The organism is Clostridium sp. AF28-12, from assembly GCF_003435225.1.
In the GTDB taxonomy this organism is placed as follows: domain Bacteria; phylum Bacillota; class Clostridia; order Lachnospirales; family Lachnospiraceae; genus Pilosibacter; species Pilosibacter fragilis.
In genome coordinates this window covers 339,745-354,555 of sequence record NZ_QWGJ01000001.1, presented here as the reverse complement: position 1 = coordinate 354,555, position 14,811 = coordinate 339,745, and the positions used below count along the sequence as shown (strand labels likewise).

General features: G+C 49.5%; 12 protein-coding genes and 1 pseudogene. 4 read left to right on the top strand and 9 right to left on the bottom strand.

The window, feature by feature from the left end; genetic code table 11:
* Positions 1-109 precede the first annotated feature (109 nt).
* Together DWY93_RS01565 and DWY93_RS01560 are read right to left on the bottom strand one after the other, a co-directional pair.
* On the bottom strand, positions 110-1,555 hold the full coding sequence (locus tag DWY93_RS01565; protein WP_181968465.1) for a HAMP domain-containing sensor histidine kinase: 1,446 nt from the start codon (positions 1,553-1,555) through the stop codon (positions 110-112).
* Positions 1,552-2,256 (bottom strand): response regulator transcription factor, encoded by a 705-nt coding sequence (locus DWY93_RS01560; RefSeq protein ID WP_015553345.1) that lies wholly within the window; start codon positions 2,254-2,256, stop codon positions 1,552-1,554. The genes DWY93_RS01565 and DWY93_RS01560 overlap by 4 nt, the downstream gene beginning before the upstream one ends.
* Before the next feature lie 324 nt (positions 2,257-2,580).
* Here DWY93_RS01560 and DWY93_RS01555 point away from each other — a divergent pair, with 324 nt between their 5' ends.
* From DWY93_RS01555 to DWY93_RS17350, 4 genes and pseudogenes are all read left to right on the top strand, one after another.
* Positions 2,581-4,026, top strand: coding sequence for an amidohydrolase (locus DWY93_RS01555; RefSeq protein WP_117471651.1), 1,446 nt, complete (start codon positions 2,581-2,583; stop codon positions 4,024-4,026).
* 451 nt (positions 4,027-4,477) lie between these two features.
* Entirely contained in the window at positions 4,478-5,617 is a 1,140-nt protein-coding gene (locus DWY93_RS01550; protein ID WP_117471650.1) for a glycerate kinase, read from the top strand.
* A 209-nt stretch (positions 5,618-5,826) separates the two neighbouring features.
* Positions 5,827-6,795 (top strand): D-2-hydroxyacid dehydrogenase, encoded by a 969-nt coding sequence (locus tag DWY93_RS01545; protein ID WP_117471649.1) that lies wholly within the window; start codon positions 5,827-5,829, stop codon positions 6,793-6,795.
* A 217-nt stretch (positions 6,796-7,012) separates the two neighbouring features.
* A pseudogene (locus tag DWY93_RS17350) lies at positions 7,013-7,177 on the top strand (sugar phosphate isomerase/epimerase); the annotation flags it as partial.
* A 173-nt stretch (positions 7,178-7,350) separates the two neighbouring features.
* Here the strand turns inward: DWY93_RS17350 and DWY93_RS01535 are convergent.
* From DWY93_RS01535 to DWY93_RS01505, 7 genes are all read right to left on the bottom strand, one after another.
* Complete coding sequence (locus DWY93_RS01535) at positions 7,351-8,553, bottom strand: pyruvate kinase (RefSeq protein ID WP_117471648.1); 1,203 nt, start codon at positions 8,551-8,553, stop codon at positions 7,351-7,353.
* A gap of 230 nt (positions 8,554-8,783) precedes the next feature.
* On the bottom strand, positions 8,784-8,996 hold the full coding sequence (locus DWY93_RS01530; RefSeq protein ID WP_015553338.1) for a FeoA family protein: 213 nt from the start codon (positions 8,994-8,996) through the stop codon (positions 8,784-8,786).
* A 328-nt stretch (positions 8,997-9,324) separates the two neighbouring features.
* On the bottom strand, positions 9,325-10,518 hold the full coding sequence (gene tuf / locus DWY93_RS01525; RefSeq protein WP_117471647.1) for an elongation factor Tu: 1,194 nt from the start codon (positions 10,516-10,518) through the stop codon (positions 9,325-9,327).
* A 140-nt stretch (positions 10,519-10,658) separates the two neighbouring features.
* A complete protein-coding gene (gene fusA, locus DWY93_RS01520; RefSeq protein WP_117469197.1) occupies positions 10,659-12,785 on the bottom strand; it encodes an elongation factor G in 2,127 nt (708 codons plus the stop codon).
* Positions 12,786-12,800: 15 nt separating this feature from the next.
* Positions 12,801-13,271: a 30S ribosomal protein S7 gene (rpsG, locus tag DWY93_RS01515; protein WP_021905592.1), complete on the bottom strand. Its 471-nt coding sequence runs from the start codon at positions 13,269-13,271 to the stop codon at positions 12,801-12,803.
* 256 nt (positions 13,272-13,527) lie between these two features.
* On the bottom strand, positions 13,528-13,947 hold the full coding sequence (gene rpsL / locus DWY93_RS01510) for a 30S ribosomal protein S12 (RefSeq protein WP_015553336.1): 420 nt from the start codon (positions 13,945-13,947) through the stop codon (positions 13,528-13,530).
* Between the two features lie 243 nt (positions 13,948-14,190).
* Complete coding sequence (locus DWY93_RS01505) at positions 14,191-14,595, bottom strand: PaaI family thioesterase (protein ID WP_015553334.1); 405 nt, start codon at positions 14,593-14,595, stop codon at positions 14,191-14,193.
* Positions 14,596-14,811: the final 216 nt, after the last annotated feature.

Here is a 14,811-nt window from a genome sequence, read left to right as displayed (position 1 = left end):
CTTTTTATTCAATAGGTGGATATTTTCCATGTTCCGTTCATTCAAAGAATATCTGCAAATGTCTGCTTATCACACTTACAAGTCCACTCTCTGAACTGTTATCATCTTATCACACTTCTGTCCATTCTTCTACGGCAAAGCTGCGGCAATCCTGCGGCAGTATGATCGTAAATATGGCACCTTCCGGCGAGGCTTTTGCCGCAATATCGCCTCCCATGTACTCCATGGAGCGTTTTGCGATGGAAAGCCCCAGCCCGTGATTTCCGTTCTTCCCTTTATAAAAGCGATCGAACAGATGAGGAAGATCGTCTTCTAGGATTCCCGGCCCGTCGTCCCGGATCGTGATCTTTAGCTGCTCCCCGTTCTCCTCCACGGAGATCCAGACCATCTCCTTTGCGTATCGGATACAGTTTGATGTCACATTCGAGAACGCCCGGCCTAAAAGCATCACATCCGAGATAATTTTATGCTCATCCCCCGGCAAAAATTCCAATTTTATTTTTTTCTGATACGCAAGTCCCTCAAGGCGCTCGATCTGGTCCTCGATGTACTCCCGGATCCCCATCTCCACCGGCACAACCTGGTACCGCATCTGGTCCATTCTCGTCAACGTCAGGATCCCGTCAACAACTTCCGTCAGGCGGCTGCTCTCGTCCAGGATCACGCCTGCTGCCTGAGAGACGTCCTCAAAGACGCCTCTCTGGATTCCCTGGGCATAACCGCTGATGGACATAAGCGGCGTTCTGAGCTCATGGGACGCGTTCTGGAAAAACACACGCTCCGCCTCGTCCGCCTTTAAGAGGTTATCCTGCATCTGGTTGATCTCATTTTCCAGCTCGTAGAGCTCCTTTACGTTGGTTCCGGTCTCGACTTTCTTAAACTTCTTCTCACCGATTCCCCGCGCAGCTTCGCAGAGACGGCTCACCGGAGTCGAAATACTTCCCGTGACGAACCAGAACAGCACAATGGACACGCCCGCCATCGCTCCCATGATCATGAACACCAGTCTCGACACCTCATTTAAGATCACGCTGGTATCGTGGATCGGACAGTATAAGAGCACATTCTGGACATGACCGGGCCGGTTCTGACCCACATCCAGGAAATAGAGCATATATTTTGTGTCACCGATGGTCTCCTCCGTGATCTCCCCGCTCTCGAACGCCGGATCATTTCCGGTCATTCTCGTCAGGAACTCCGAGTACATCTGGGTCATCTCCGGCTGGTCATCATAGTTTTTCGGATACAGCACCCGGTACTTGTTTCCGATCACCAGCATCTTCGACTCCCCGGACTCCGTCTGGGCCGCGTTCCGCAGGGCATTTAGGAGACTTCTCCTGTCATCCTGCGCATTTGTCTCGTCCGGCACGTCCAGGTTCCTGTACTCGTCCGCCAATTCCTCCACCGTCTTCACCATCTGCCCCAGGTCACGCTTCGCGTTGTAGTTCATATGTCCGTCCAGCGCATAGCTGAACACGAACCACGCCGCAACCGGGAACGCGATCAGAAGAAGCATCACCGGAAGGAATATCTTCATCCGGATACTTAATTTCATGCCTCTCCTCCACTCGTCAGGCGGAATCCGTAGCCCCATACGGTCTCGATCTTCACGGTGCTCTTCTGGTCCTTCAGTTTCTTCCTGAGACGCTTCACCATGTCATCCACGGCGCGGGTGTCAACTTCCCTGCTGTCCACCTTCCAGAGAGATTTTAACAGGTCATCACGGCTCGCCGCATGTTCCTGGCGCTCCAGCATATGGCACAGGAAGTCGAATTCCAGCGGTGTCAGGGCAAAATCTTCGTCCTTTAACTTCGCGGCACGGCGCTTCGGGTAGAGCTTGATATCCCCGATCTCATAGGAATCCTTCGCCTCTTCCTCCTGTCCGGAGAATGTGTCCACGCGGCGGAATAACGCCTTGACTCTCGTCACAAGTTCCAGCGGCAGGAACGGTTTTACCATGTAATCGTCGCTTCCGAGAGTGATTCCGGTGATCCGGTCTAATGGGGAATCCTTCGCGGAGACAATGATGATCGGAACATGGCTCGTCTTCCGGATCTGGGTGCAGACCGTGAGGCCATCCATCCCCGGCATCATGATATCGAGGATGCAGAGATCCGGCGCTTTTTTCTGGAACGCGTCAAGAAGGGACTCGCCATCCCCGAAGCACTCCACCTCATATCCCTCTTTTTCCAGGAAATTTTCTATCAGAAAACAAATGTTTTTTTCATCATCCGCCACATAGATCAGCTTTGGCATAATTTTCCCTCCTGTATTTCTATTATCTGCCAGGATGCGCAGCCCATTCCGCCGCCTTTCGGCAGTCTGCGTTCCCGAGTTTTAGCTTCTTTGTTAACGCCCATTATACCATGCCTTTCCTTGCATGGTAAATACCTGCCGCAGAATTGCCGCACGACCGCCCGGAACAGAGGACAAAACTTCGCAGAAAATTTTCCGCAAAACTTCTTTTTCCATTGTACTTTTCCGCAAACTGTTGTAAACTAACTCTATATCACAGCGCAGTGTGAAAGAAATAATTTTCCCACTCGCCATCCTAAATTTTCAGAAAGGAAGGAATCTCACATGAATAAAGACCTGGAATTTCTCACCCGCGTGATCGACGAAAAATCCGCGAAGATCCTGGATGCCAACGATAAGATCTGGGAGTATGCCGAGCTGGCGTTCCATGAGACAAAATCGGCTGCCCTGTTAAAATCAATCTTAAAAGAAGAGGGCTTTGCCTTGACGGAAGGCGATGCCGGAATCCCGACCTGCTTTACCGGAACCTTTTCCTACGGAACAGGAAAACCTGTCATGGGAATCCTCGGCGAGTATGATGCCCTGTCTTCCTTAAGCCAGAAGGCCGCTGACCCGCACAAGGAACCTTTAAAGGAAGGCGCTCCGGGACATGGCTGCGGCCACTGCGCGCTCGGTACCGGCGCTCTCGCCGCTGCCCTGGCTGTCAGGGAATACCTGATCGCCAACAAGAAGGACGGAACCATCATCTACTTCGGCTGCCCGGCTGAAGAAGGCGCAGGTTCCAAGCAGTTCATGGCCCGCGCAGGCATGTTCGACGATGTCGATTTCGTATACTCCTGGCACCCGGCAACAAAGAACGCCGTCGAGTGCAATCACAGCAACGCCATCATGGGCGCAAACTTCTATTTTAAGGGTGTTGCCTCCCATGCAGGCGCAACCCCATACCTCGGAAGAAGTGCCCTGGACGCCGTTGAACTCATGAACGTGGGCTGCAACTACCTGAGAGAGCACATGATCCCGGAAGCGAGGATCCACTACGCTTACATCGATGCCGGCGGAACCGCCCCGAACGTCGTACAGGATCACGCGACGATCCGCTACGAGGTCCGCTCTCCGTGGGTCTACCAGGTAAAAGAGCTCTTCGAGCGCGTAAAAAATGTTGCCCGCGGTGCATCCATCATGACCGATACCACCTTTGAGTGCGAGCTTTCCATGGCGTTCACCGAATATCTTCCAAACAACGCCCTGGCGGCGGTTGCGGACGAGTGTTTACAGGAAGTCGGCGCTCCGAAATGGGATGACGCGGATTACAGGATGGCAAAGGAATTCTTAAATACCTACCCGGCGACCACCCTGGAAAACATCAAATCCCAGATCATTGAGACTTACGGGGAAGACCGATTAGAGGAGATTCTTGAAAGGCCGCTGGATTCCGAGATCCACCCGTTCAACCCGGATAAGATCAAGCTGACCGCCGGCTCTACAGATGTGGGTGATGTCGGATACGCCGCCCCGACCTTAAATATCAATATTGCCACCGCATGTGTCGGAAATGTCGGACACTCCTGGCAGATGGTTGCCCAGTCCTGCAGCCCGTTAGCCCACAAGGGACTCCTGACCGCAGCAAAAGTCCTGGCTCTCTCCTGCATCCGCACCATGGACCGCCCGGATGTGATCGAAGCCGCAAAGAAAGAACTCCACAAGAGAAACGGTGGACACTATACCTGCCCGCTGCCGGATTCTGTTGAGCCGCCGTTAGATACATACTAAATCGTCGATTCACGGTTCTCCGCAGACTCCATCTTTCACAATTTGAAACTGCTTTATCTGTAAAATCTTGTCTGCGTGAGTTCAGTCTTTCATACAAAAAACGGATATTTTGTTACAGTTCAGCCATGCGCTGGTTTGAATGAGAAAGTGTGTTGCAAGCTTGCTTGCATAAGCACTTTTTCATCCAAATCAGCATATGGTGGAACCACCAAGCTTCTTGTTTTCATGAATATGAAAACAAGAAGATGTAATGGCTGAACTGTAACGATATTTTTCAGTAAGTTGATCAGGGTACATGTTCGTACCCTGATTTTCTGTTATAATGATAATATTTCAATAGCCTGTTCCTATACGGAACTAACCGGAAAGTATAAGCTCTCGACTTAAAATCCATGCTTTATCAGCCACTCAATACAGTGGTTCTACTGTGTATACAAGGGAGGAATGGAACATGAACATACTGATCGCCGCAGATTCCTTTAAGGGAAGCTGCTCTGCCAGACAAGTGACCGATACCATTGAACGTGCCGCAAAAAATGTAATCCCGGATGTGACCATCACAAAGATTCCTGTCGCTGACGGCGGAGAGGGAACCGTTGATGCCTTGGTTGCTGCCATGAAAGGAACAAAAGTCAGCGTTCCTGCCCATGATCCTTTGGGGCGCCCAATAACCGCCGAGTATGGACTTCTCCCGGACGGCAGCGCCGTGATCGAGACCGCTGCGGCGTCCGGACTTACCTTATTAAAACCTGAGGAGCGGGATGCCCTGCACGCGTCCACCTTTGGAACGGGCGAGCTGATCCGTCACGCCCTGGAACATAGAGTTAAAAAGATCATCTTAGGTCTCGGCGGAAGCGCCACCACCGACGGCGGTGCCGGGCTGGCAGGCGCCCTTGGAATCTCGTTTCTCGATAAGGATGGGAAGGAACTGGAACCAGGCGGTGTCCACTTAAGGGAACTTGCCTCGATCTCCACGGATGGGCTTTTGAGGGAAGCCGCCGGATGCGAGTTTTTGGTTGCCTGCGATGTAAAAAATCACCTTTGCGGAGCCCTCGGAGCAGCTACCGTGTTCGGACCTCAGAAAGGGGCTGATGAGGAGCAGGTGAAGATTCTTGACGCGGCGCTCGCTCACTATGCCGCAGTTTTGAAGGATAAACTCCACTGCGCTGCCGCCGACACCGACGGGAGCGGAGCGGCAGGCGGCCTGCTCTGCGGAATTCTCCCGTATTTCCCGGTGACGATCTGCTCGGGAATCGACCTGGTTCTGGATCTCACGGATTTCGATGAGCATGTGAAGCAGGCGGACCTTGTAATTACGGGCGAAGGACGGATTGACTTCCAGTCCGCGCTGGGAAAAGTTCCTGTCGGTGTCGCGGAACGCGCAAAAAAAGTCAGGAATGTTCCGGTGGTTGCCATCGCCGGGGCGAAAGGCGACGGATGCGAAACGCTTTATAATTTCGGGATCGATGCGATCTTCGACACGGTTCCGGGCGTCATGTCGTTGGAGGATGTGATGAGTCATGCGGAGGAGAATCTGCTGAATACTGCAGAGAATGTGCTTAGACTGTTTCAGATTGGAAATTTAAGATAAATATAGCGGTCTTTGATTTCTTTCGATGGTTTTTATAACCTGTAGGCACTTCATAACCGAGAAAGACTACCGGGAATTGGGAACTCAAAATTTTTATCAGCCTCAAATCAGGTGCATGAAACTTATATTTTCACTTTCTGAGCCTTTTGGCGGATACTCTTCTGTGTTTTATCTGCCCACAATTTTTTCAAAAAAGGAGACGATTATATATGAAGCTTGTAGTTTTAGATGGATATACAGAAAACCCGGGCGATTTAAGCTGGAACGCGTTAAAAGAATTCGGTGACCTCACCGTCTATGACAGAACTTCCTTCACAGAATCACCTCTGATCACTGAACGTATCGGTGATGCCGAGATTATCATCACAAATAAGACCCCGATCTCCCGTGAGACCATCGACAAGTGTCCGCGTATCAAGCTGATCGCGGCTCTCGCCACCGGCTACAATGTCATCGACTATAACTACGCCGCTGAAAAGGGGATTCCTGTCGTAAATGTTCCGACATACGGAACCGCATCTGTCAGCCAGTTCTCCATCGCTCTTCTCCTTGAGATCTGCCATCACATCGGCCACCATGACAAGACTGTCCATGAAGGAAAATGGGCTGAAAACATTGACTGGTGCTACTGGGACTATCCGCTGATCGAGCTGGAGGGAAAGACCATGGGCATCATCGGCTTCGGGCGCATCGGTCAGGCTGAGGGACGCATCGCGAAAGCTCTCGGCATGAACGTCATCGCCTATGACCTCTACCCGAATGAATCCGGCCGCGCGATCGCGGATTACGTTACCCAGGATGAGCTTTTCGCGAAGGCTGACGTGATCTCCCTGCACTGCAATCTGACCCCGGAAAACGCAGGACTCATCAACCGGGAAAATATCGCGAAAATGAAGGACGGCGTGATTCTTCTGAACAATGCCCGCGGGCAGCTTGTCAACGAGGTGGACCTCGTAGAAGCGCTTGCTTCCGGCAAAGTCGCTGCCGCCGGTCTCGATGTCGTTTCCACTGAGCCGATCAAGGCTGACAACCCGCTCTTAAAAGCTCCAAACTGCATCATCACCCCGCATATTTCATGGGCTCCGAAGGAAAGCCGCAGGCGGATCATGGACTGCACTGTGGAGAATATCCGGGCGTTCTTAAACGGAAAACCGGTTCATGTAGTGAACATGAAATAATTTTGACTGGGCATATCAGGCTTTTTAGCGCCACTGTGTCACAGGAAATTATCTGGAATTTCCTGTGACATTTCATTTCAAAAATTCCTGTCGTCATTTGCTATCCAGGAGAAAGGAAATGTTCCGATCCTTACGATACTGAACTACATTTAAAATTATGAATGAATCGATCCACAAATATTTCCGCGTCGGTGCGCTCCAATGGATGAGTTTTCCCGACAAAGCCTCCCTCATGGAACCGGCTCCATACGCGGCAAAATTCGGCGCCGAGATGCGGATGACCCACAACAATTTCGGTCTTCTCGTAGATCTCTCCCACATCCCGGTCACCCCTGAGACCAGCCAGTTCGTCTTCCACACGCTCCGCCCTTACATCACCCATTTAAAAATACGTTCCATCCCGGTGTGCCAACGGTTCTTTCTAAGCTCTGGATGAAAGAATCGTACCTGCCGTATATGGAACGTATTTTTTCGCTTTCTAGTCATTCTACTTATTTTTTCTTTCTGAATTTTTCGCACGTCAAGTGCATAAATTTGTTAAACACTTGCAATTGTTTATCTATTTTCTTCCTTCTCCGCGCTTCTCACCGTATTCACCATATACCGGATGACTTCCACCGGGTAATCTCCGACCGCAGTCTCCCCTGTCACCATGATTGAAGCAGCGCCATCCATCACAGCATGGAAGATATCATTTACCTCCGCACGGGTCGGGACAGGGCTACGCTCCATGGAGGCCAGCATCTGGGTCACTACCATGAACGGCTTTCCCGCCGCCCGGCACTTCTCGGAGATCTGGCGCTGGACACCCGGAAGGTCCCAGAGATGAACGGCATTTCCAAGGTCACCCCTGGCGATCACGATCTCATCCGCCGCCGGAAGAAGTTTCTCCAGTTTCCGGACGCCATCCATGTTTTCGATCTTCGCGAAGAGCCTGATATCCTCCGCTCCCGCCTCCCGAAGCGCCTCTTTTACGCGCTCCAAATCACTGTGATCTCTCACAAATGGCTGCATGACACCGGTCACGCCCATCTCTTTTGCGATCTTAATGTTTGCAAGGTCAGAATTTGTCAGCGTCGGCGGATAGATCTTCGCGCCCGGAAGAGCCGCGCTCTTTCTGCTCTTTAGGAGACCGCCCCAGAGGACCTTTGCGAAATAACGCTTTTCCTGAGTGTTTTCTCCACCATTCTCGGTCACATTTTCCGCTTTTTCCACAATTTTTAAATGGATCTTCCCATCGTCCAGAAGAACTTCCTGACCCGGAATCAGGTATGGGAAGGTGAGTTCCGGCAGCATGATCTTCGCATACTCTCCAGGTGCTTTCACATGGTCACGTTTATTTTGGGACCGATCAGCGTTTCCAGAACCTTTTCCACATATATTTTTCTCAGCTGGTATTTTCTCGATATCTTTATTTTCAGATTTCTGTGCGATTTCTTTTCTATCTGCCCCACTTACTGAGGAATCCTTCACTTTTTCTGGGATTCCGCATATCTCTACAATGTCCCCATTCTTCAACGAAACAGGCTCAGAGATGGTTCCAGTTCGCAGTTCCGGTCCCTGAAGGTCCACGAGAAGCTGCGGTTTTACCCCGCATTTTTCTGCTGCGCGCTTCATCTTTCCAATCAGATCCCCTGACTCTGCGAGCGTAACATGGGACAGGTTCAGCCGCATTCCTGTCATTCCCAGTGAAAACATCTCCGCCAGCACCTTCTCGCTTGCGCATGCCGGTCCCAGCGTTCCGTATATATTCACCATCTAAACGTCCTCCTGATCCTTATTCTTCCTCAAGCATATCATAAGGCGACGGGATTGTCATCCAGTTTCCCGGCGGGAAGAACTTTTCCCGACTTTCCTGGCTACAGAACCTGCCACCGGCAGCTTTTTCCAGATGCATGGCAATATAAAAGGTGCGCCAGACCTTTTTTCTCTGTCCGCCACACCTTCTTTTATCGAAGATCCCATTCTTTATTTATCTTTCAAAAACCTTAAACCTGGATCCTGTCCGCAACTTCACATCCGATCGCGACTCTGCACATGTCATTTCCAATGATCATCCAGTCATTGTTCCGCAGGATCACATCGATCGGGTTTCCCTCGCAGAAATCGTGGCGATGAAGAAAATCCATCACCTTCTGGTTTCCGAGCATCCACTTAATTGTATAACGTTCCCCTGATTTTGCCGTTGATAAAGCCTGCATAATAACGCCCCCTGATCCTATGCTTTACAATTGTTTTATCGGATATTGTCTGTAAATTTATATGAATTTATTTATTTTGTATCTTCTTTTTATAGAATACTCCTCAAACTATTGGTTAGTCAAGCGTAAAATCAGTTAGGTGCATGTAATCTTTTCGTCTACGGCAAAATCACAAATTCGGTACTGCTAACATAGCATATATTGTTTTTGTAACAGAAAAACCCGCAGAACAAAGTTCTGCGGGCATCTTGCGCTTGGACACAAATATCTCACGGAGATACTATATTTATTTTTTCGGTGCAAAGCACCTCGGTATTAGATTCGTTGATTACTCGATGATTGTAGCAACTCTACCGGAACCAACAGTTCTGCCGCCCTCACGGATAGCGAAACGAAGACCCTGCTCCATAGCTACCGGATGGATAAGCTCGATTGTCATCTCAACGTTGTCGCCCGGCATGCACATCTCTGTACCTTCCGGAAGCTCGCAAACGCCTGTAACGTCTGTTGTTCTGAAGTAGAACTGCGGACGATAGTTGTTGAAGAACGGTGTATGACGGCCGCCCTCGTCTTTAGTAAGAACGTAAACCTGAGCTGTGAATTTCTTGTGGCACTTTACAGAACCCGGTTTAACAAGGCACTGTCCTCTCTGGATTTCAGTTCTCTGAACACCACGAAGAAGAGCACCGATGTTATCACCAGCCTGAGCCTGATCAAGAAGTTTACGGAACATCTCGATACCAGTTACAACTGTCTTACGAGTCTCCTCGTGGATACCAACGATCTCAACCTCATCGTTGAGTTTAAGAGTACCACGCTCTACACGGCCTGTAGCAACTGTACCACGACCTGTGATTGTGAATACATCCTCGATCGGCATAAGGAACGGCTTATCTGTGTCACGAACCGGGTCCGGAATGTAGCTGTCAACAGCGTCCATAAGCTCCATAACCTTGTCGCCCCACTCGCCCATCGGATCCTCAAGAGCCTTAAGAGCAGAACCCTGGATGATCGGAGTGTCGTCTCCCGGGAACTCATACTCGTTAAGAAGATCTCTGATCTCCATCTCTACGAGCTCAAGAAGCTCCGGATCGTCAACCATATCGCACTTGTTCATGAATACTACGATGTACGGTACGCCTACCTGACGGGAAAGCAGGATGTGCTCTCTTGTCTGAGCCATAACACCATCAGTAGCAGCTACAACGAGGATAGCACCATCCATCTGAGCAGCACCAGTGATCATGTTCTTTACATAGTCAGCATGGCCTGGGCAGTCAACGTGTGCATAGTGTCTCTTCTCTGTCTCGTACTCAACGTGTGCAGTAGAGATAGTGATTCCACGCTCTCTCTCTTCCGGAGCTTTATCGATGTTCTCGAAATCTGTAGCTGTATTACCTGCAACTCTTGCTGCAAGAACTTTTGTGATTGCTGCTGTTAATGTTGTTTTACCATGGTCAACGTGTCCAATGGTACCAATGTTACAATGCGGTTTGGTTCTGTCAAACTTAGCTTTTGCCATTTTAAAACGTCCTCCTTAATTTTGCGCCCATTGGGCTATCATATTTAACTTAGGCTGAATACTATTATATTCTATTCGAAAAATTTTTTCAAGCCTATTCTTGCTATATGCAAGAGGAAACCGGAAATAATCCCGTGGGATTATTTCGCAGCGCCCTTTCTCTCAGCGATGATCTTCTCCTGAACGCTCTTCGGTACCTGCTCGTATTTCTCGAAGAACATGGAGTAGTTACCACGACCCTGTGTTCTGGAACGAAGGTCTGTGGAGTAGCCGAACATCTCAGCAAGCGGAACATATGCTTTAACCATCTTGCCGCCGCCGATATCTTCCATACCCTCGATACGTCCACGACGTGCGTTAACGTCACCGATAACGTCGCCCATGTACTCCTCAGGCATTGTAACCTCTACCTTCATGATCGGCTCAAGAAGTACCGGGTTACCTTTCGCCATAGCATCCTTGAATGCCATGGAACCAGCGATGTGGAATGCCATCTCGGAAGAGTCGACCTCATGGTAAGATCCATCATATACATCTGCAGCTACGCCGAGTACCGGGAATCCGCCAAGGATACCGGCCTTTGTAGCCTCTTCGATACCTTCGCCGACAGCCGGAATGTATTCCTTCGGAATAGCACCGCCGACAACGGAAGAAGTGAACTTGAATGTTTCTTCGCCGTTCGGATCCATCGGTGTGAAGTGTACTTTACAGTGACCGTACTGTCCACGACCACCAGACTGCTTCGCGTACTTGCTGTCTACGTCAACAGCCTTAGTCATTGTCTCTTTATAAGCAACCTGCGGAGCACCAACGTTAGCCTCTACCTTGAATTCACGAAGGAGACGGTCAACGATGATTTCCAGATGCAGCTCACCCATACCGGAGATGATGGTCTGGCCTGTTTCTGTATCAGTATGAACACGGAATGTCGGGTCCTCTTCAGCAAGCTTTGCAAGAGCCTCGCCCATCTTATCCTGTCCGGCTTTTGTCTTCGGCTCGATTGCGATATCGATAACCGGCTCCGGGAATACCATGGACTCAAGGATTACCGGATGCTGCTCGTCACAAATTGTATCACCAGTTGTTGTGGACTTGAATCCAACTGCAGCGGCGATATCACCGGAGTAAACCTTGTCAAGCTCGTGTCTCTTGTTCGCATGCATCTGAAGGATACGGCCAACACGCTCTTTTTTATCTTTTGTTGCGTTTAATACGTAGGAACCGGAGTTCATTGTTCCGGAGTAAACACGGAAGAATGCAAGTTTACCTACGAACGGGTCTGTCATGATCTTGAATGCAAGTGCGGAGAACGGCTCATCATCGGAAGAATGACGAACTACTTCGTTGCCCTCAAGGTCAACGCCCTTGATCGGCGGGATGTCAAGCGGAGACGGCATGTACTCGATGATCGCATCAAGGAGCTTCTGTACGCCTTTGTTTCTGTATGCTGTACCGCAGCATACCGGAATTGCCTGACACTCGCAGGTTGCTTTACGAAGAACCTTCTTCATCTCATCAACGGTCGGCTCCTCACCCTCAAGATACTGCATCATGAGGTCATCATCGAGCTCGCAGATCTTCTCAACGAGTTCGCTGTGGTAAAGCTCTGCATCATCTGCCATATCTTCCGGAATGTCTGTTACGGAGATATCATCGCCCTTATCATCATTGTAGATGTAAGCCTTCATCTCGAAGAGGTCGATGATTCCCTTGAACTCGTCTTCCTTACCGATCGGGAGCTGGATGCAGATCGCGTTCTTGCCAAGTCTTGTACGGATCTGATCTACACAGCCGTAGAAGTTTGCACCAAGGATATCCATCTTGTTGATGAATGCCATTCTCGGTACGTTGTAGGTATCAGCCTGACGCCATACGTTCTCGGACTGCGGCTCTACACCACCCTTTGCACAGAAAACGCCAACAGCGCCATCAAGTACACGGAGGGAACGCTCAACCTCAACAGTGAAGTCTACGTGGCCTGGTGTATCGATGATGTTGATACGGTGCTCAAGTGCGCCAGCCTTCGGCTTTGTCTTTTCCTGAAGTGTCCAGTGACAAGTCGTAGCTGCGGATGTGATCGTGATACCTCTCTCCTGCTCCTGCTCCATCCAGTCCATGGTAGCTGTACCTTCGTGAGTATCACCGATCTTATAGTTAATACCAGTATAATAAAGGATACGCTCTGTCGTTGTTGTCTTACCAGCATCGATATGAGCCATGATTCCGATATTTCTGGTTCTCTCTAACGGATATTCTCTTCCAGCCAAGGATTTTTCCTCCTATTAGAATCTGTAGTGAGCAAATGCCTTATTAGCCTCAGCCATCTTATGCATTTCCTCTTTCTTCTTTACAGATGCGCCAGTGTTGTTAGCTGCATCCATAATCTCGTTTGCAAGTCTCTCTACCTGGGTCTTCTCGCTTCTCTTACGGGAATAGAGAGTGATCCAACGAAGGCCTAATGCCTGTCTTCTCTCCGGCTTAACCTCGATCGGTACCTGGTATGTTGCACCACCGATACGTTTTGCCTTAACCTCGAGAACCGGCATGATGTTGTTCATAGCCTCTTCAAATACTTCTACAGCGTCCTTACCGGTCTTCTCAGCGACCTCTTCGAAAGCGCCGTAAACAATTTTCTGAGCAACGCCCCTCTTACCATCAAGCATGATGTTGTTGATCAGCTTGGTTACAACTTTGTTGCTGTAAAGCGGGTCTGCTAATACGTCTCTTTTCTGAGTATGTCCTTTACGTGGCACGTTACTTCCCTCCTTAATTATAAAAATTATATCATCGGTACTCACATGTTTCCATAAAATGTGTTCGCGCGCGGTTTTCTATCTATCTCCTGCAACCACAGGTCAAATACCACCGGCACTAATATGCGTTGTACGCATTCACTTTATTCCTGTTAGTGATCCCTATGCGGTTGTTCAAGTTTCTATCGACCGCCACTTAAGACGGGAAACTCGAACTCCGCTTCGCTACGTTTGAGTAGCAATAATTGCTTCGCAATTATTTTTTATCTTTCGGTCTCTTTGCGCCGTACTTGGAGCGAGCCTGTCTTCTGTTGGCAACGCCTGCAGTATCAAGAGTACCTCTGATGATGTGGTATCTGGTACCCGGAAGGTCCTTAACACGACCACCACGGATCAGAACAACGGAGTGCTCCTGAAGGTTATGTCCCTCACCCGGGATATAGCTTGTTACTTCAATACCGTTGGAAAGACGTACTCTGGCAATCTTTCTAAGAGCGGAGTTCGGCTTCTTAGGAGTTGCAGTCTTAACAGCTGTGCATACACCTCTCTTCTGCGGAGCAGATGTATCTGTGGCTTTCTTATGAAGGGAATTGTATCCTTTCTGGAGTGCCGGAGCTGTAGATTTCTTTACAGATGTCTCTCTACCTTTTCTTACTAACTGGTTAAATGTTGGCATTCTTTTCACCTCCTGTGATATTGACTGTTGGTTGCTGCTTTCAGCCTTTATGCGCACAAAAAACGGGACGTACCCGATGCACGCCCCATTATTATATACAGAGTTTTTCTGCATGTCAAGGAGAAACCTTAAATTTTCTTTGAAAATACGGCGTTTTTCGATCATGACACGCCTGGATGAGTTGTCTCAAATTTTTCTCTTGTGATTTTGACAGGTTTGGCCTGTTTTTCTCCTGCCAGGAGACTACTCTCCAAGACAGAACATGTCCACGGTCACATCAGCGAGAAGATCTCCCTTTTCATCTGTCACTTCACTGCGGACGATTGTGATGGATCTGCCGCGGCGGATCAGGATGCCTTTTGCATAGACCGTTCCTTCCGATACGTTCCGGATAAAGTTTATATGGGCGCTCTGGGTCACATATTTTCTTCCGTCGGCTCTGGCCGTGAGGCCTGTTACCACATCTGCCAGAGCATAGAGCATTCCGCCATGGACCATGCCCATCAGGTTTGTCACGCCGTGAGTGATCTTCATACTGATCTCACTGCATTCCGGGGAGATCTTTTCAATCTTCATATTGGTATATCCCATAAATGGATTGTGTTTTACATACTCGTCCGGGTCGAGGACGTTCCATGTTTCTTTCATGACTTTTTCCTCCTTCTGCGTTCCGGCAGTGTCAATAATCCCATCGCACAGCCGGTCCGGAATAGATTTTTGCCCGCAACTGCAAAGGTACTGAACTGTTACAAGCACTGTATATTTTCAGACAGGATTTTACCATACCGGAAATTTTCATGCAAGACCCCCGGTGCGATTTGATCCCCCCCGATGCGATTTAGTCCACATCCGATACACATTCTG